Source organism: Romboutsia sp. (genome assembly GCF_035470145.1).
GTDB lineage: Bacteria > Bacillota > Clostridia > Peptostreptococcales > Peptostreptococcaceae > Romboutsia_D.
Map to the genome: position 1 here is coordinate 47,993 of NZ_DATIRC010000017.1, position 17,956 is coordinate 65,948.

Below are 17,956 nucleotides of genomic sequence, written 5' to 3' on the forward strand. Positions count from 1 at the left end.
TCATACTAAATAGCATATGACAAAAGGGGAGATTTATATGTATAAGATTTGTGAAAATAGATATGTAGGCGAAGATATGTATCTTATGAAAGTAGAAGGTAAATTTGAAGGGAAAATGGGTCAGTTCTATATGTTAAGAGCATGGGATATGTTTCCACTTCTTTCAAGACCTATAAGTATACATGATATAGATGAAAATAGTATAACATTTCTATATAAGGCTATAGGAGAAGGAACTCAAATACTAAGTAAGTTAAATCAAAATGATACGATAAAATTAGAAGGTCCTTATGGGAACGGATATGAAAAGGTAGAAGGTAAGGTAGCTTTAGTAGGTGGAGGAATCGGAATAGCTCCATTATACTTAGTAGCCAAAAATATAAAAAATTGTGACGCTTATCTTGGATTTAGAAATGAAGCTATACTAGAAGGTGAATATAAAGCGATTTGTAATGAAGTTCATATAGCAACAGGAAAAACATTTGTAACGGATATTTTAGATGTTGAAAAATATGATTATATACTAACTTGTGGACCGACTCCAATGATGGAAAAATTAGTTAATATGGTAGAAGGAACTGATACGAAAATAATGGTATCTTTAGAGAATCATATGGCTTGTGGAGTGGGAGCATGTTTAGTATGTACATGTAAAACTCAATTTGGAAACAAAAAGACTTGTAAAGATGGTCCTGTATTTTGGGGAGAGGACGTGATATTTAATGGCTGATTTAGGTGTAAAATTTGGAAATATAGACTTTAAAAATCCGCTTGTAATGGCATCAGGTACGTTTGGATTTGGAAAAGAATATAATGAAATTTATGATATACAAAAATTAGGTGGAGTAAGTAGTAAAGGACTCACGTTAAATAAGAGAGATGGAAACATAGGCATGAGAGTTTGTGAAACTCCATCGGGCATGATGAATAGTGTTGGTCTTGAAAATCCTGGCGTTCAAGGATTTATAGATAATGAACTACAATTTTTTAAAGACTTAGATTTAGTAAGAATAGCTAATGTAGGTGGAGGAACTTTAGAAGATTATCTACAAGGTGTACAGTTATTAAATGATCAACCAATAGACATGATAGAATTAAATATATCCTGCCCAAATGTTAAAGCAGGGGGAATGGCATTCGGTATAAAAAATGAAGTAGCGAGAGAAGTGGTAAGAGAAGTAAGAAATGTTACAAACTTACCTCTTGTAATAAAATTATCTCCAAATGCAGAAGACATAATAGGCATGGCGAAAGTATGTGAAGAAGAAGGTGCTGATGGAGTATCTTTGGTAAATACATTTAAAGCAATGGCTATAGACATACACAAAAGAAAGCCTGTATTTGAAAATATATATGCAGGATTGTCTGGACCAGCAATAAAGCCAATAGCACTTAGAATGGTTCATGAAGTTTGTAAAAATGTTAATATACCCGTTATGGGAATGGGCGGAATAACAACAGCTCAAGATGCTATAGAATTTATCATGGCAGGTTCAACATGTATACAGGTTGGAACAGCAAATTTTATAAATCCTAAAATAGGTCTTGAAATAATAGATGAAATAGAAGAATTTATGATAAAAGAAGGAATAAAAAATTTAAATGAAATAAGGGGAATATTATAAATAAAAATTTAGATGAAAAAATTTCATTTATACAGAATTAGAACAAACAAAATGATAAAATTTGGAGGGCGTAAATATGAGTAGCGTAGATATAGTAGATATATTAAAAAAGAGCGATGCATTACTAGAAGGGCATTTCTTATTATCTTCAGGAAAGCACAGTAACAGATATATACAATGTGCGAAGGTATTAAGATTCCCACAATATGCTGAAGCGGTATTAAGTACAGTAGTTGAACAAATAAAAGATTTAGAAATAGATTTAGTAGTTGGACCTGCAATGGGTGGAGTTATAGTTTCTTATGAACTAGGAAGACAATTAAACAAAGAAACTGTATTCACTGAAAGAAAAGATGGAGTAATGGAGCTAAGAAGAGGTTTTGAAGTTAAGCCAGGAGCTAGAATAATAATAGCGGAAGATGTTGTTACAACTGGGAAATCAACTATAGAAACAAAAAAAGCACTAGAAGCCTTAGGTGGAGAGGTTATAGGTGTTGCTTGTATAGCAAATAGAACTAATGATAATATAGGAATGCCTATATATAGTGCTATAAAACTAGATATACAAGTACATGATGCTAATGAATGTCCATTATGTAAAGAAGGAAGCCTAGAATTAGTTAAGCCAGGAAGTAGAGAATTCAAAGAATTAGGAATGTAGTTTACTACATTCGTGAAATTTTTAAATTGTAAGGGTGTTATATTGAATAAAAAAATGACCTATTTATAGGTCATTTTTTTTATTTACAAGAAATTTGAGGCGCTGCATGGATGAATAATTTAAACGGTATGAGTAACATGAATTTTCAGAATAAAATAGTATTGACAGGGAAAACTATTTCGTATATTATATTGGTATATACCAAATGGTATATACCAATATAAAGTATAAAATAGAAAAGGTGAATATATGAAAATAGTAGATAAAAATATAGATGAGCCTCTTCATATTCAGTTATCTCAAATAATTAAGGATATGATTATAAACAAGGAATTAGTAGAAGGAACTTACTTAATACCAGAAAGAGAATTATGTAAACTTCAAAATATAAGCAGAATGACAGTAAACAAAGCAATTCTAAACCTTGTAAATGAAGGATTATTAGAAAGAAAGCAAGGAAAAGGTACATTTGTAGCATACAAAAAGCAAAAGTATCAATATCAAAATTTAAAAGGTTTCACAGAAGTTATGAATGAAAAAGGATTTAACGTAAAAAATAAAATCTTGAATTTTGAAATTAAGACTCAAAGTGAAAATATAAGGGAAATATTAAATATAGAGGACAAAAATGAACTAATATTTAAGATTGAAAGACTTAGAATTATTGAAGATAAACCTTTTGCATTAGAAACGGTTTATATACCACAGAAAATGTGCTTTGACTTGAATGAAAAATTAGTAGAAGAAAATTCTTTATATACACTTTTCAAACAGAGATACAATTATAAAACAAAGAAAGCAGTTCAAACTATAGAACCTATAATGTTAAATAAATATGATGCAGATACTTTAAAACAAGAAGTAAATTCATTAGCTTTAAAATTTTATAGATTAGTATATACACAAGATGATGAAATTTTAGAGTACACAATATCTAGATTTACTAGCGATAAATACCAATATCAAATTGTGTTAACAGACTAGGTGGTGAAATAAAACATGAAAGTAATTGTAAATGGGAAAATAATACAAAAAGATTGTATTCTAGAAAATAAGGTATTAGTTTTTGATAAAAAAATAATAGATATATGTGATAAAGCACCTAAAAACTGTGAAGTAATAGATGCAAAAGAAATGTATGTTTCTCCTGGACTTATAGATATACACATTCATGGTAGCAAAGGATCAGACACAATGGATGGATCCTTAGAAGCTATAAATATCATAAGTAATAGTATGATTGAAAATGGTGTAACATCATATTTACCTACTACAATGGCTATGGACAAAGAATGCGTGCATAAGGCCTTTGAAATAATAAAAAAGGCTATGAGTAATCACAGTCAAGGTGCTACTGTACTAGGCGTTCATATGGAAGGTCCTTTTATAAATGAATATTATAAAGGAGCTCAAAATTCTGAGTTTATAATAAAACCAAGCTTTGAGTTTATAAAAGATTATACAGATATAATAAAAATAATTTCATATGCACCAGAAGTAGATAAAGGCTTTGAATTTACAAAGGATATCAAAAAAAATACAGATATAATATTATCAATATGTCATACTAATTCAACCTATGAAAATGCAAAAGCAGCTATAGAACTTGGTGCATCAAATATAACACATTTATTTAATGCTATGTCTCCTTTAAATCATAGAGATCCGGGAGTTGTGGGGGCAGCCTTAATGACTGATGTTTATTGTGAGATGATAGCGGATAAAATACATACAAATAAGGATATATTCCAATTTGTATTAAACAATAAAGGCAAAGAAAAGATAATTTTAGTTACAGATAGTATGAGAGCAGGATGTATGGAAGATGGAGAATATGAACTAGGTGGACAAGTAGTATACGTAAAAGAAAATAGTGCAAGATTAAAAAATGGAACACTTGCAGGAAGTGTACTTACTTTAAATAAAGCAGTTTATAACTTTTTTGAAAGTACTAATTTAAAAATACATGAGGCAATAGCTTTAGCATCAATAAATCCTGCCAAATCTATAAATATAGAAAATAAAAAAGGAAGTTTGGATATAGGAAAAGACGCAGATATTTCATTATTTGATAAAAAGATGAATTGCTATCTTACAATAGTAGAGGGTAAAGAGGTATTTAACAAAATAATTTAAATTGTAGGTGAGAATATGAGGATAATAGTTTGTGAAAATTATGAAGAAGTAAGTAAAAAAGCAGCTCAAATGATTTTAAGTCAAGTAACGCTAAAGCCAAATTCTGTTTTAGGACTTGCAACAGGAAGTACCCCTGTAGGGATGTACAAAAACCTTATACAAATGAATAAGGAGAGATATATAGATTTCTCAGAGGTGAAAACGTTTAACTTGGATGAGTATTATAATTTACCAAGAACAAACGAGGAAAGTTACTATCACTTTATGTACGAAAATTTATTTAATCATATAAATATAAATTCAGAAAATGTAAATATACCCAATGGTATGGCAGAAGATATAGAAGCAGAATGTGCTAGATACGACGAGGCTATAAAAGAATCTGGAGGAATAGATATTCAAGTACTTGGTATAGGGAACAATGCTCATATAAGATTCAATGAACCAACTGTGAACTTTGAAAAAGGAACCCATTTAGTAGAACTAGATGAATCAACAATACAAGCAAATTCAAGATTTTTTGATGATATAGATGATGTACCTAAAAAGGCAATAACTATGGGTGTAGGAGCTATTTTTAAAAGTAAAAAAATAATGCTATTAGCATGTGGCGAAAATAAAGCAGAAGCAATATATAATACAGTTTATGGGAAAGTAATACCAGAAGTACCAGCTTCAATTCTCCAATTCCACAATGACACAATTATTATATTAGATAAAGCAGCAGCAAAACTTCTTAAAAAAGAAGATTACAAAACAGCTTAACTTAGATATATAGGAATACCTTACTATATAATTAATACTAAAAACTAGGAGGAGAAAAGACATGATAAAGTTTTTACAAAGAATAGGTAAATCACTTATGTTACCTATAGCAGCATTACCAATAGCAGGTATAATGCTAAGATTAGGTCAAGCAGATGTAATAGAAGCACTAAAATTTATACCATTTATTGGTTCGATATTACCGTTCTTTGGTGCAGCAGGGGGGGCATTATTTGATAACTTACCATTATTATTTGCATTAGGTGTGGCAGTAGGATTATCAGATGACCAAAATGGGGCTTCAGCTTTAGCAGGGGCTATATCTTATTTAACATTAACAAAAGTTACAAGTCAGTATTGGACTATGAATTTTAATCCAGAAATAGCCTCAACTTTAAATATATCATTCTTAGGTGGTATACTAGCAGGGATAATAGGTGGATTATCTTATAATAGATTTAGAGGTGTTAAATTGCCTGAATTTCTAGCATTCTTCGGAGGAAGAAGAGCAGTTCCTATAATGGCAGGTTTAATATCTGCAATAATAGCAATACCACTTGGCATGGCTTGGCCAACTATTCAAGCTGGGTTAGGAAGTGTATCAGCAGGAATAGCAGGAATGGGTGCAATAGGTGTAGCATTGTTCGGATTCTTTAACCGTTTATTAATACCAATGGGTCTACACCACGTGTTAAATTCATTCTTCTGGTTCCAATTAGGTGACTTTAGTGGAAAATCGGGAGATTTAAATAGATTCTTCGTAGGAGACCCTACAGCAGGACACTTCATGGCAGGGTTCTTCCCAGTAATGATGTTTGGTTTACCAGCATTAGCTCTTGCAATATACTTTGCAGCTAAAAAGGAAAAGAAAAAAGAAGTTGCAGGTATGCTTTTATCACTTGCACTTACATCATTCTTAACAGGTGTTACAGAACCGTTAGAATTCTTATTCATATTCTTATCACCAGTATTATTAGTAGCTCATGCATTACTTACAGGTGTATCAATGTTTATAACAGATAGCTTAGGTGTACTTCATGGATTTACATTTTCAGCAGGTGCAATAGATTATTTAATAAACTTCAAATTAGCAACTAAGCCAGTATTAATATTATTAATAGGTTTAGGAATAGGTGCAGCATATTTCTTCGTATTCTATACATTAATAGTTAAGTTAAATTTACCTACTCCAGGTAGAGAAGACGAAGAAGTTATAGAAAATACAGCTATAAAAGATTCTGATGAAGCAGTTGCAAAAGCATATGTAGAATTCTTAGGTGGAGAAGATAATATCTCTAAAGTAGATAACTGTGCAACTCGTTTAAGATTAGAAGTAAAAGATGCTTCAAAGATAAAGGAAAAAGAATTAAAATCTATAGGAGCTAGAGGCGTGGTTAAATTAAGTAATACGAGCGTTCAAGTTATAGTTGGAACAAAGGTTGAGTTTGTTGCAGACGGAATGAAAAGTTTAATGAAACAAAAATCATAATAAGATTACAATAGATGGTATGTGATTTATAAATCATATACCACTTTTTTATAGCACATAGGAAATTATATTCATTTTAAAATTGTGGATAGATATAATTTTAGTATATGTACTTCAAAAAGGTATTCCTGATAAATCTTCAATTGAAGACTTTTTTACATTAAAAAAGGGAATGTATTTCTACATTCCTAAAATTTTTTTTATTTCATTACATAACATATCAAGATGTTCTGGGTTATTTATTAAATCAATCTCATTTATATTTACATATAAAACAGGTGATTGATCATATTCGTGTATCCATCTCTCGTATCTATTGTGAAGATTGGTCCAATAACCTATATCAACAGCTCTTTCCATCTCACGTCCTCTAAGACCTATTCTATGAACTATAGTATCTATAGAACCATCTAAGTATATCATTAAGTCCGGCCTTCTTAGATGGGGTACCATATCGTTGAATAAATCTCTATAAGTTATATAATCTCTTTTGCTCATTTTCCCATTATCAAATAAGTTTCTAGCGAATATTTCAACGTCTTCATATATACTTCTATCTTGTATGTTATTTAATCCATTGCTATCTATTTCTTTTTGTTGTTTAAATCTTTGAGCTAAGAAATATAATTGTAAATGGAATCCCCATTTTTCTTGATCTTTATAAAAATCTTCTAAATATGGATTTCCGTCAACTTTTTCGTAGTGAGTTTCAAATCCAAGTCTTTCTCCAACTAATTTTGTTAAAGTAGATTTTCCCGCACCGACATTTCCTGCTACTGTTATGAATAAATCTCTATTTAAAGGTTTATTACATTGATTTACTAAATTAAACATTATGTCTGTCCTCCTAAGGCCTTTATTGCATCTTCTACATTATTTATTATAAATTGTCTATCTTTTTCGTTATTTAAGAAATCCAGATTTGAATTATCAACTTCTATAATTATAGGTTCTTTACCCATGAAGTTGTGTTTTATAGATAGTGGATTGAAATAATACTTATATTCTGTGCTTAATTCGTGTATATAATTTCTATCCATTTGTCTTTCGAAGCTTCTATCTCTCATAGCGATTCTTTTCATTAAAACGTCTGTTTTAGAATGTAAATATATTATTATATCTGGTTGAGGTAAATCATTAACGAATATATTATACATTTGCTTATATCTATGGAATTGCATTTTATCAAGAGTTATTCCTGCGAATATAAGGTTTTTTATAATGTGGTAGTCACTAACTACACCCTGCGACTTACTTAATGCGTTTTTTTCGATATCTTCTAATTGTTTTACCCTATTAAATAGAAAAAATGCTTCTGTTTGTAAAGCATATTCTTTAATATCTGTATAAAATTTTGATAAGAAAGGATTTTCTTCAACTATTTCTCTTAAAAGAGTATAACCAAAATGTTGATTAAGTATAGTTGCTAATGTAGTCTTTCCTACACCAATAGCCCCTTCTATGGCAATAAACACGCCTCTGTTATTCATCTAAAATCACCTTCTAAAAATAATGTCTTATGTATTTTATCAAAAAAGTTTTTTAAATTCTACCCTAGACTTTTTAAAATAAATTTGCATATATAAAAAAAATCATTTAATTTATGTAAAATTTGGGTAAATTAAAAGTATTGATAATTAATATAAATACCCAAAGAGGAGACAATATAATGAACGTTTATGAAAAAAATAATTCTGTTATATTAGAGGGAGTAGCAGATTTTGATCCGAAGCATATATTTGAATGTGGGCAATGTTTTAGGTGGCACAAACAAGAAGATGGATCGTACACAGGTGTTGCAAAAGGAAAGGTAATAAATGTAGCTAAAGTTGATGATAAAATTTATTTAAATAACACTAATTTAAAGGATTTTAACAATCTTTGGTATAATTATTTTGATTTAGGAACAAATTACACAGAGATAAAAAATTCTCTAAAAAATATGGATGAATATCTTGATAAAGCAACAGATTTTGGTTGGGGTATAAGAATTCTTAAACAAGATGGTTGGGAGATGCTTATTTCATTTATAATTTCATCAAATAATAGAATTCCTATGATACAAAAGGCTATTGAAAATTTATCAAGAAATTATGGAAAGTATATAGGAAATTATGAAGGTAAAGAGTACTATGCATTTCCAACGCCGCAAGAATTAAATAACGTTTCTCAACAAGAAATAAGAGCATGTCAAACTGGTTTTAGAGATAAATATATAAAAAGTACAATAGAAAATGTAATGAAAAATAATGAAAATATATCTGAATATACAAGTTTGAGTACAGAAGAGTGTATAAAAGAATTAACTAAGTTCAATGGGGTAGGACCTAAAGTAGCTGACTGTATAGCTTTATTTGGGATACAAAAGTATGATACGTTCCCTGTAGATGTTTGGGTTAAGAGAGTTATGCAAGAATTCTATGTAGAAGATAATATGAGCTTACCGAAAATAAGAAAATATGCAATAGACAAATTTGCAGAGTTATCAGGGTTTGCGCAACAATATTTATTCTATTATGCTAGAGAACTTGGTATAGGAAGATAGATAAAAGAGGGATTAGCCATGAGTATTGGAGGATTTTTGTTTTTAAGCTATTTAATAGTATCATATTTGGCTGCAGCGATAATTTCCATGTCTATTATACTTGAGAATAGAGACCCCGCTAGAACTGTTACATGGTTATTAATATTTATATTGCTTCCAGGAATAGGATTAGTAATTTATGCAGTTTTTGGAAGGAACATAAGGAAAAGAAAGCTGTTTAAGACGCAAAAATTAGCAAGTAATATAAAGGAAGAAAAATTATTCGAAAATCTAAAAGAAATAGAAGAATTAGTAGAATTAGAAAAAGAATCAATAAAGAAAAATAAATTATTAAATGAAAGTGAATGCGAATATACGAAGAAAAGAGTAATAAGTCTTTTATTAAATACAGGGATGTTTCCATTTACAACGAATAATAATATAGACGTATATATAGACGGAAATCAAAAGTTTGATAACCTTATTAAAGATATAAAAAAAGCAAAAGACCATATACATTTAGAGTATTTTATAATAAAAGATAGTAATATAGGTAGAAAAATAAAGGATTTGTTAATAGAAAAATCAAAAGATGGTGTAAAAATAAGAATCCTATATGATGATGTTGGATGTTGGAGATTTTGGTTTCATAGAAAATTTTTCAATGAAATGAAACAGCATGGGATAGACATAATGCCATTTTTACCAGCTAAGTTCCCTGTTATAGGTGGAAAACTAAACTATCGAAATCATAGAAAAATAGTAGTTATAGACGGGAAAATTGGATACACTGGTGGAATAAATATAGGAGATGAATACCTAGGTAAAAATGAAAAATTTGGATACTGGAGAGATACTCATATTAGGATAGAAGGAACCTCAGTATATATGTTACAGATGATATTTTTAATAGATTGGTATTATACAACAAGAGAAATTATTATAGTAAAAGAATATTTTCCTAAGATGGATTACTGTGGAGATAGTATGGTTCAAGTGGTGGCGAGTGGCCCAGATAGTGACTGGGAGGCTATACACTATGCATATTTTTCAGCCATCTGCCAAGCGAAAAAGAATATATATATAGAAACTCCATACTTTATACCTGATGAAAGTATCCTTAGAGCTTTAAAAAGTGCAGCATTAAGTGGGGTAGATGTAAGAATAATTTTCCCTAAAATAGCTGATCACAAAATGGTAAACAGTGCATCTTATTCGTATTTTGATGATATTTTAAGATCTGGAGGTAGGGTGTATCTTTATACAAAAGGATTTATACATTCTAAAATAGTTATAATAGATGATAAAATAGCTTCTACAGGTTCTGCAAATATGGATCTAAGAAGCTTTATGCTCAATTTTGAAATAAATGCATTTATATATGATAAAGACGTTGTAAAGATAATGACAGATGATTTTTTTGAAGATTTAAAATACAGTGAAGAGATAAAAGATACTGATTTTAAAAGTAGAAATATCATAAAAAAAATTAAAGAATCAATAGCTAGATTATTTTCACCTATATTATAAATATTTAACAAAAAGTATTGAAAATTATGGGTATTTAGTATACTATAATAATTGTTAGCACTCTTAGTTATAGAGTGATAAAATTATTATAGTATATATTTATTTTACATATAAATAAATTGAATTTTAAATTTTATTTATTGAATTTATTAAATGTCAATAGTGGAATTTTATAAATTCCTTTAATATAAACAATTCATTTAGGAGGTAAAAATCATGAAAATAAGACCATTAGCTGATAGAGTAGTGATTAAAAAGTTAGAAGCTGAAGAGAAAACTGCAAGTGGGATAGTTTTACCAGGGGCAGCTAAAGAACAACCTCAAATGGCTGAAGTTGTTGAAGTTGGACCAGGCGGGGTCGTTGATGGAAAAGAAATAGTTATGGAATTAAAAGTTAGAGACAAAGTTATATTCCAAAAATATGCAGGCACAGAAGTTAAAATAGAAGGTCAAGAATACACAATATTAAAACAAAGCGATATATTAGCTGTAGTTGAATAATATTTAGGAGGGGTTAAAATGGCTAAAGAAATTAAATTTGCCGAAGATACAAGAAAAGCTTTAGAAACTGGTGTAAATAAGTTAGCAGATACAGTAAAAGTTACATTAGGACCTAAAGGAAGAAATGTTATATTAGATAAAAAATTTGGTGCGCCTCTTATAACTAATGATGGTGTTACAATAGCTAAGGAAATAGAACTAGAAGATAGATTTGAAAATATGGGAGCTCAGTTAGTTAAGGAAGTTGCTACTAAAACTAATGACGTTGCAGGAGATGGGACAACAACTGCTACAGTTCTTGCTCAAGCTATAATAAGAGAAGGATTAAAGAACGTAACAGCTGGAGCTAATCCAGTTTTAATTAGAAAAGGTATACAAAAATCTGTTGAAGTAGCTGTTGAAGAATTGAAAAATCAATCAAGAACTATAGAAACTAAAGAATCTATATCTCAAGTTGCTTCTATATCTGCTGGAGATGAAGAAGTAGGAAAATTAATAGCAGAAGCTATGGAAATAGTAGGTAAAGATGGAGTTATAACAGTTGAAGAGTCTAAGACTATGCATACTGAATTAGATGCTGTTGAAGGTATGCAATTCGATAGAGGGTTCGTATCTGCATACATGGTAACAGATGTAGATAAGATGGAAGCTGTTTTAAATGATCCATATATATTAATAACAGATAAGAAGATATCGAACATACAAGAAATATTACCAGTGCTTGAGCAAATAGTTCAACAAGGTAAAAAGTTATTAATAGTAGCTGAAGATGTAGAAGGTGAAGCATTATCTACATTAGTAGTTAATAAGCTAAGAGGAACATTTGAAGTAGTGGCTGTTAAAGCGCCAGGATTTGGAGATAGAAGAAAGGCAATGCTTGAAGATATAGCTACGCTTACTGGTGGTCAAGTGATATCTGAAGAATTAGGGTATGATTTAAAAGAAGCTGATATAACTATGTTAGGTAGAGCTGCTTCAGTTAAAGTAACTAAAGACAGTACTACTATAGTAGATGGTTATGGAGATAAGAAAGCTATAGAAGATAGAGTAAATCAAATTAAACATCAAGTAGAACAAACTACTTCTGAATTTGATAAAGAAAAGTTAATGGAAAGATTAGCTAAACTTGCTGGTGGGGTAGCTGTTATAAAGGTTGGAGCTGCTACAGAAGTTGAAATGAAAGAAAAGAAACTAAGAATAGAAGATGCACTTAACGCTACAAGAGCAGCTGTAGAAGAAGGTATAGTTGCGGGTGGTGGTACTGCTTTAGTAAGTGTTATACCAGCTTTAGATAAGTTAGTAGAAGAACTTGAAGGTGAAGTACAAATAGGTGCTAAAATAATAAGAAAATCATTAGAAGAGCCATTAAGACAAATAGCTACAAATGCAGGTCTTGAAGGAGCTGTAATAATACAAAGAGTTATGAGTGAAGAACCAGAAATAGGATTTGATGCTCTAAACGAAAAATATGTGAATATGATAGAAACTGGTATAGTTGATCCAACTAAGGTTACTAGAAGTGCATTACAAAATGCAGCTTCTATAGCTGGAGTATTCTTAACTACAGAAGCCGCTGTTGCGGATTTACCAGAAAAAGAACAAGCAATGCCACCAATGGGTGGTGGAATGCCAGGAATGATGTAATAAATATAAAATATTTATAAAAGAGCTTAGTAAATAATTATTTACTAAGCTCTTTTGTTCTATATATAATAATATATTCATATTGATTTAACAATGGTATCAAATTAATTATAATATTTGGAGGTATGTTTTAAATTAAAAAATATATGAGTACAAAAATAGTATAAAAGGCTAGGTGTTATAAATGCATGTGTTGTATTATATAGGTATAATTTTATTTTCGGGGATAATAATGGGTAGTTTAGTTTCATATTTAAAGTTACCCAAAATAACTGGGTATCTAATTGCAGGATTATTAATAAGTCCTCATTTTCTAAATTTAGTTCCAAGGGAATCTATAGAAGCTTTAACAATAATTTCTGAAGTTGCATTAGGATTTATAGCTTATAACATAGGGAGTTCATTAAATTATTCTAAATTAAAAAAAATAGGAAAAGGAATAGTAATAATAACATTGTTTGAATCGCTGACTGCTGTATTAATAGTAGATTTATTTATGATATTTGTTATGAAGCAGTCGATAGCATTTAGTATATCACTAGGAGCAATAGCAGCAGCTACAGCACCAGCAGCAACAATAATGGTAATCAATCAATATAAGGCTAAAGGACCTTTAACTAATACATTAATACCTGTAGTAGCTATAGATGATGCTATTGCTGTAATAGCATTTGGAATATCTATTTCTATAGCTCAGATATTTATAGATGGAAGTGATAGTTTTTCATTCATATCTCTTTTAAATCCAATAATTGAAATTAGTATCTCATTTTTAGTAGGTATAATATTAGGTTTTTTATTATCGATTGTAACTAGGAATAAAAAAGACGATGACCAAGTATTAACTATAATAATAGGAATGGTATTTTTTGCGGTAGGAACATCTACTTATTTTGGGTTGTCCCCTTTATTAACGTGTATATTATTAGGGGCAACAATAACTAATATTGCACCTAATAGCAATAAATTATTTTCACTTGTAGACAGGATAACTCCTCCTATATATTTATCATTTTTCACGATATCAGGGTTAGAGTTAGATATAGCAGTACTAAAAACAGTTGGAATGATTGGGATAGGATATGTAGTATGTAGAGTTATGGGAAAAGTATTAGGAGTATATATAGGTGCTAAAATTGCAAAATCAGATATTGTAGTTCAAAAGTATTTAGGATTAACTTTAATACCTCAAGCTGGAGTTGCAATAGGTTTAGCTATGGTAGTGCAGGCTGAATTGCCTTTATATGGTCAAAAGATAAGAACTATTATTTTAGCAGCGACAGTAATATATGAGTTAATAGGTCCTTTATGTACCAAAATGGCTATATTTAAAGCAAAGGAAGCATGTGATTAAATTTGACCATGAAAATTTCACGTGGTAGTTAAAGGAAACTTTTATGATTAAAGTTAATTAAAATAATGTATAATTGTTAATTATAGGAAAATAGATATATTTATAATTATATTAGAATAAGAGGTTTGATTATGGATTTGAGAGAGTTACTAAATGATTTAAAGGATAACAAAATAGATATAGATATGGCATTAAGTAAATTAAAAAATTTACCATATGAAGATTTGGGATATGCCAATATAGACCACCATAGAGAAATAAGAAACGGATATCCAGAAGTGATTTATTGTGAGGGGAAGACGGATGAATATATACTGGGTATTATTGAAAAAATGAATGAAAAAGGCTCTAATATATTAGGGACTAGGTGTAGAAAAGAAACATTTGATAAAGTTAAGAAAATATATAAATATGCACAATATGAAGAATTATCAAAAATACTAAAAATACAAAATCATGATATAGTGAATATAGGTAAGGGGAAAATAGTTGTAGTAACAGGAGGTACATCAGATATTCCGGTTGCCGATGAAGCATACTACACTGCTAAATTTTTAGGAAATGAAGTAGAACGAATTTATGATGTGGGTGTAGCAGGAATACATAGATTATTAAATCGTAGACATATATTAGAGAATGCTAGAGTAGTGATAGCGGTAGCTGGTATGGAAGGTGCATTACCAAGTGTAGTGGGAGGTCTTGTAGATGTACCAGTGATAGCGGTACCTACATCTGTAGGATATGGTGCTAATTTTGGTGGATTATCGGCACTTCTTACGATGTTAAACAGCTGTGCATCGGGTATTTCAGTGGTTAATATAGATAATGGATTTGGGGCTGGATACTTAGCAGCTATGATAAATAAATTAAAATAGATTAATAATGTTTAATTAATCAAATATAATTTTAAATGGGAATACTATGCTTGGAAAAGACAAAATCAAAGGAGAAAATAATGGAACAAAAAATACTTTATTTTGATATGATTAATGGAATTTCTGGAGACATGACAATTGCGAGCTTACTTGACTTAGGAGTTCCTAAAGAATTATTTTTAGAAGAAATAAAAAAATTAAATATAGATAAAGAATTTGAAATAAAAATAACTTCAAAAAATGAAAGTGGAATAGTAGGTACTAATGTAGATATAGTAACTAAAGAAACTCATGCACATAGGCATTTAATAGATATATTTGATATTATTGATAATAGTGAATTAAATCATAATGTAAAAGAAATGTCTAAGAAAATATTTATGATTATAGGAGAAGCAGAAGCTAAGGTGCATGGAACTACTATAGATAAAATACATTTTCATGAAGTGGGAGCAATAGATTCTATTGTTGATATAATAGGAGCCTCTATATTAATAGATTTGCTTTGCGTAGATAAAATATATGCAAACTCTGTTCCGGTTGGTTCAGGGTTTGTAAAATGTGACCATGGTATAATGCCTGTTCCTGCACCTGCAACTATAGAAATACTTAAGGGAGTACCTATTAAGTTAAATACAGTTAAGGGTGAATGTACAACTCCTACAGGTGCAGCAATAGTAAAAACTCTATGTGATGAGTTCGTAGATGAGTTAGAATTTGAGGTCAGTCAAATAGGATATGGAATTGGACATAAAAAATTTGAAACCCCAAATATGTTAAGAAGTATCATAGGAGTAAAAAAAAAGAAGAAATAATATATGAAATAAATGCGAACATTGACGATATGTCTTCAGAGGTATACTCATACCTATATGATAAAATATTAGAAGATGGAGCACTAGATGTATATATAGAAAGTATATACATGAAAAAGAACAGACCAGCAAATAAATTGTCAATTTTATGCGAAAAAAGGGATTTGCAAAAATTTGTAGAATTAATACTTATAGAGACGAGTACTTTTGGTGTAAGGTATCATGAATATAGTAGAGAAAGATTAACTAGAAAATTTACTAAAATTAATACTCCTTATGGTTTAATTACTGTTAAGTTGGGATATTATAAGGGTAAGTTAATAAAAGTTACACCAGAGTATGAAGACTGTAAAACAATTGCAAAACAATATAAAATCTCATTGAATCAATTACTATACAAAATAAATGGTAGAATAAATGAAGAATTTGACATAAACTTATTGACATAACGAATATTTTTTGATAAATTAGGATTTAACTTAAATAAATAATTTATCAATTGAATACAATATATCACTCGTATATACTCGGAAATAAGGTCTGAGAGTTTCTACCGAGATACCGTAAATATCTTGACTATGAGTGAAATTATTATAGCAGAATATCGTATAAAGCAAACTTGTAGGCTGATTATATATCCATATGGGTTGGCTATAAAAAAGATATTTTGGAAGCCTGTATAGTAATTTCACTTTTATGAGAATAATAATGGAAGTTACTATACAGGTTTTTTTGTACAATATTTCAAGTCGAACAAAAAAATAAAATACGAACTGAATGTTCGTATAAAAACATAAATAAAGAAGGGAGAACTACCATGGCAACTATATTAAAAGAAGGTTTAACATTTGATGATGTTTTATTAGTTCCTCAAAAGTCGGAGGTATTACCAAAGGATGTTAATACAGGAACATACTTAACTAAAACAATAAAATTAAATATTCCTCTAATGAGTGCGGGAATGGACACTGTTACAGAATCTAAAATGGCTATATCTATGGCTAGACAAGGTGGTATAGGAATAATACACAAAAATATGTCTATAGAAGAACAAGCTCTAGAGGTTGATAAAGTAAAGAGAAGTGAAAGTGGAGTTATAGTAGATCCTTTCTATTTATCTAAAAATCACAACATACAAGATGCGGATGATATAATGGGGAGATATAAAATATCAGGAGTACCAATAGTTGATGAAGATAACAAATTAATAGGAATAATAACTAATAGAGATATAAAATTTGAAGAGGATATGACTAAAAGTATTGAAGATGCTATGACTAAGGAAAACCTAGTAACTGCTAAAGAAGGAGTAACTTTAGTAGAAGCTCAACAAATACTTAAGCAACATAAAATAGAAAAATTACCTATAGTAGATGATGAAGGTCATTTAAAAGGTTTAATAACTATAAAAGATATAGAAAAGAAGATACAATATCCTAATTCAGCAAAAGACGCTCGTGGAAGATTACTATGTGGAGCAGCAGTAGGAATAAGTGCAGATCTTATGGATAGAGTACATGCTTTAGTTAAGGCTAATGTAGATGCAGTAGTTTTAGATAGTGCACATGGTCATTCTAAAGGAGTTATGGACGCAGTTACAAAAGTTAAACAAGCTTATCCTCAGCTTCAAGTTATAGCAGGAAATGTCGCAACACCAGAAGCAACAGAAGATTTAATAAAAGCTGGTGCAGATTGTGTTAAAGTAGGTATAGGTCCAGGATCGATATGTACTACAAGAGTAGTTGCAGGTATAGGTGTTCCTCAAGTAACAGCAGTTATGGATTGTGCTGAAGTTGGTCATAAATATGGTGTACCAGTAATAGCAGATGGTGGTATAAAATACTCTGGAGATGTTGTAAAAGCATTAGCAGCTGGAGCTTCTGTATGTATGATGGGATCATTATTTGCAGGGACGGAAGGAAGTCCAGGGGAAACAGTTCTTTACAGAGGTAGATCATATAAAACTTATAGAGGAATGGGATCTATAGGAGCTATGGAAAAAGGTTCGAAAGATAGATATTTCCAAAATGACGCTAA

The 17,956-nt window shown here is 30.0% G+C and carries 16 protein-coding genes, 1 pseudogene and 1 riboswitch; of the genes and pseudogenes, 15 read left to right on the top strand and 2 right to left on the bottom strand.

What is annotated here, in order from left to right; genetic code table 11:
• Window positions 1-37: 37 nt before the first annotated feature.
• From VLM92_RS00850 to nagE, 7 genes are all read left to right on the top strand, one after another.
• Window positions 38-730 carry a dihydroorotate dehydrogenase electron transfer subunit gene (locus tag VLM92_RS00850; RefSeq protein WP_325274461.1) on the top strand — a complete coding sequence of 231 codons (693 nt, stop codon included), beginning with the start codon at window positions 38-40 and terminating at the stop codon, window positions 728-730.
• Entirely contained in the window at window positions 723-1,625 is a 903-nt protein-coding gene (locus VLM92_RS00855; protein ID WP_325274462.1) for a dihydroorotate dehydrogenase, read from the top strand. The genes VLM92_RS00850 and VLM92_RS00855 overlap by 8 nt, the downstream gene beginning before the upstream one ends.
• Before the next feature lie 76 nt (window positions 1,626-1,701).
• Entirely contained in the window at window positions 1,702-2,286 is a 585-nt protein-coding gene (gene pyrE / locus VLM92_RS00860) for an orotate phosphoribosyltransferase (protein ID WP_325274463.1), read from the top strand.
• Between the two features lie 249 nt (window positions 2,287-2,535).
• The gene (locus VLM92_RS00865) at window positions 2,536-3,270 is read left to right on the top strand and encodes a GntR family transcriptional regulator (protein ID WP_325274464.1); all 735 of its coding nucleotides are present in this window, start codon (window positions 2,536-2,538) and stop codon (window positions 3,268-3,270) included.
• Between the two features lie 15 nt (window positions 3,271-3,285).
• Window positions 3,286-4,422, top strand: a complete 1,137-nt coding sequence (nagA, locus tag VLM92_RS00870; RefSeq protein WP_325274465.1) for an N-acetylglucosamine-6-phosphate deacetylase — start codon at window positions 3,286-3,288, stop codon at window positions 4,420-4,422.
• A gap of 15 nt (window positions 4,423-4,437) precedes the next feature.
• On the top strand, window positions 4,438-5,187 hold the full coding sequence (nagB, locus tag VLM92_RS00875) for a glucosamine-6-phosphate deaminase (RefSeq protein WP_325274466.1): 750 nt from the start codon (window positions 4,438-4,440) through the stop codon (window positions 5,185-5,187).
• Window positions 5,188-5,248: 61 nt separating this feature from the next.
• Window positions 5,249-6,676 (top strand): N-acetylglucosamine-specific PTS transporter subunit IIBC, encoded by a 1,428-nt coding sequence (gene nagE, locus VLM92_RS00880; RefSeq protein ID WP_325274467.1) that lies wholly within the window; start codon window positions 5,249-5,251, stop codon window positions 6,674-6,676.
• 180 nt (window positions 6,677-6,856) lie between these two features.
• On the opposite strand, the gene VLM92_RS00885 is transcribed toward nagE, so the two are convergent.
• Entirely contained in the window at window positions 6,857-7,510 is a 654-nt protein-coding gene (locus VLM92_RS00885) for a deoxynucleoside kinase (protein WP_325274468.1), read from the bottom strand.
• Window positions 7,510-8,166 (bottom strand): deoxynucleoside kinase, encoded by a 657-nt coding sequence (locus tag VLM92_RS00890; protein ID WP_325274469.1) that lies wholly within the window; start codon window positions 8,164-8,166, stop codon window positions 7,510-7,512. The genes VLM92_RS00885 and VLM92_RS00890 overlap by 1 nt, the downstream gene beginning before the upstream one ends.
• A 179-nt stretch (window positions 8,167-8,345) precedes the next feature.
• Here VLM92_RS00890 and VLM92_RS00895 point away from each other — a divergent pair, with 179 nt between their 5' ends.
• The 8 genes and pseudogenes from VLM92_RS00895 to guaB all read left to right on the top strand — a co-directional run.
• Entirely contained in the window at window positions 8,346-9,221 is an 876-nt protein-coding gene (locus tag VLM92_RS00895) for a DNA-3-methyladenine glycosylase family protein (RefSeq protein ID WP_325274470.1), read from the top strand.
• Window positions 9,222-9,239: 18 nt separating this feature from the next.
• Window positions 9,240-10,730, top strand: a complete 1,491-nt coding sequence (gene cls, locus VLM92_RS00900; RefSeq protein WP_325274471.1) for a cardiolipin synthase — start codon at window positions 9,240-9,242, stop codon at window positions 10,728-10,730.
• A 216-nt stretch (window positions 10,731-10,946) separates the two neighbouring features.
• On the top strand, window positions 10,947-11,231 hold the full coding sequence (locus VLM92_RS00905; RefSeq protein ID WP_325274472.1) for a co-chaperone GroES: 285 nt from the start codon (window positions 10,947-10,949) through the stop codon (window positions 11,229-11,231).
• A gap of 18 nt (window positions 11,232-11,249) precedes the next feature.
• Entirely contained in the window at window positions 11,250-12,875 is a 1,626-nt protein-coding gene (groL, locus tag VLM92_RS00910; RefSeq protein WP_325274473.1) for a chaperonin GroEL, read from the top strand.
• 232 nt (window positions 12,876-13,107) lie between these two features.
• The gene (locus VLM92_RS00915; protein ID WP_414708136.1) at window positions 13,108-14,229 is read left to right on the top strand and encodes a cation:proton antiporter; all 1,122 of its coding nucleotides are present in this window, start codon (window positions 13,108-13,110) and stop codon (window positions 14,227-14,229) included.
• A gap of 131 nt (window positions 14,230-14,360) precedes the next feature.
• On the top strand, window positions 14,361-15,104 hold the full coding sequence (gene larB, locus VLM92_RS00920; protein ID WP_325274475.1) for a nickel pincer cofactor biosynthesis protein LarB: 744 nt from the start codon (window positions 14,361-14,363) through the stop codon (window positions 15,102-15,104).
• A 131-nt stretch (window positions 15,105-15,235) separates the two neighbouring features.
• Window positions 15,236-16,368, top strand: a pseudogene (gene larC, locus VLM92_RS17300) (nickel pincer cofactor biosynthesis protein LarC).
• Between the two features lie 48 nt (window positions 16,369-16,416).
• Window positions 16,417-16,518, top strand: a riboswitch (purine riboswitch).
• A gap of 218 nt (window positions 16,519-16,736) precedes the next feature.
• A partial coding sequence (guaB, locus tag VLM92_RS00930) for an IMP dehydrogenase (protein ID WP_325274476.1) occupies window positions 16,737-17,956 on the top strand: 1,220 nt, incomplete at its 3' end.

Excerpts from the sequence above, each read along its gene's own strand:
- nagE (WP_325274467.1), top strand. The coding sequence starts at position 5,249 with ATGATAAAGTTTTTACAAAGAATAGGTAAATCACTTATGTTACCTATA.
- VLM92_RS00915 (WP_414708136.1), top strand. The coding sequence starts at position 13,108 with ATGGGTAGTTTAGTTTCATATTTAAAGTTACCCAAAATAACTGGGTAT.
- pyrE (WP_325274463.1), top strand. The coding sequence starts at position 1,702 with ATGAGTAGCGTAGATATAGTAGATATATTAAAAAAGAGCGATGCATTA.
- VLM92_RS00905 (WP_325274472.1), top strand. The coding sequence starts at position 10,947 with ATGAAAATAAGACCATTAGCTGATAGAGTAGTGATTAAAAAGTTAGAA.
- groL (WP_325274473.1), top strand. The coding sequence starts at position 11,250 with ATGGCTAAAGAAATTAAATTTGCCGAAGATACAAGAAAAGCTTTAGAA.
- cls (WP_325274471.1), top strand. The coding sequence starts at position 9,240 with ATGAGTATTGGAGGATTTTTGTTTTTAAGCTATTTAATAGTATCATAT.
- larB (WP_325274475.1), top strand. The coding sequence starts at position 14,361 with ATGGATTTGAGAGAGTTACTAAATGATTTAAAGGATAACAAAATAGAT.
- VLM92_RS00855 (WP_325274462.1), top strand. The coding sequence starts at position 723 with ATGGCTGATTTAGGTGTAAAATTTGGAAATATAGACTTTAAAAATCCG.
- VLM92_RS00865 (WP_325274464.1), top strand. The coding sequence starts at position 2,536 with ATGAAAATAGTAGATAAAAATATAGATGAGCCTCTTCATATTCAGTTA.
- VLM92_RS00895 (WP_325274470.1), top strand. The coding sequence starts at position 8,346 with ATGAACGTTTATGAAAAAAATAATTCTGTTATATTAGAGGGAGTAGCA.
- nagA (WP_325274465.1), top strand. The coding sequence starts at position 3,286 with ATGAAAGTAATTGTAAATGGGAAAATAATACAAAAAGATTGTATTCTA.
- VLM92_RS00850 (WP_325274461.1), top strand. The coding sequence starts at position 38 with ATGTATAAGATTTGTGAAAATAGATATGTAGGCGAAGATATGTATCTT.
- VLM92_RS00890 (WP_325274469.1), bottom strand. The coding sequence starts at position 8,166 with ATGAATAACAGAGGCGTGTTTATTGCCATAGAAGGGGCTATTGGTGTA.
- nagB (WP_325274466.1), top strand. The coding sequence starts at position 4,438 with ATGAGGATAATAGTTTGTGAAAATTATGAAGAAGTAAGTAAAAAAGCA.
- VLM92_RS00885 (WP_325274468.1), bottom strand. The coding sequence starts at position 7,510 with ATGTTTAATTTAGTAAATCAATGTAATAAACCTTTAAATAGAGATTTA.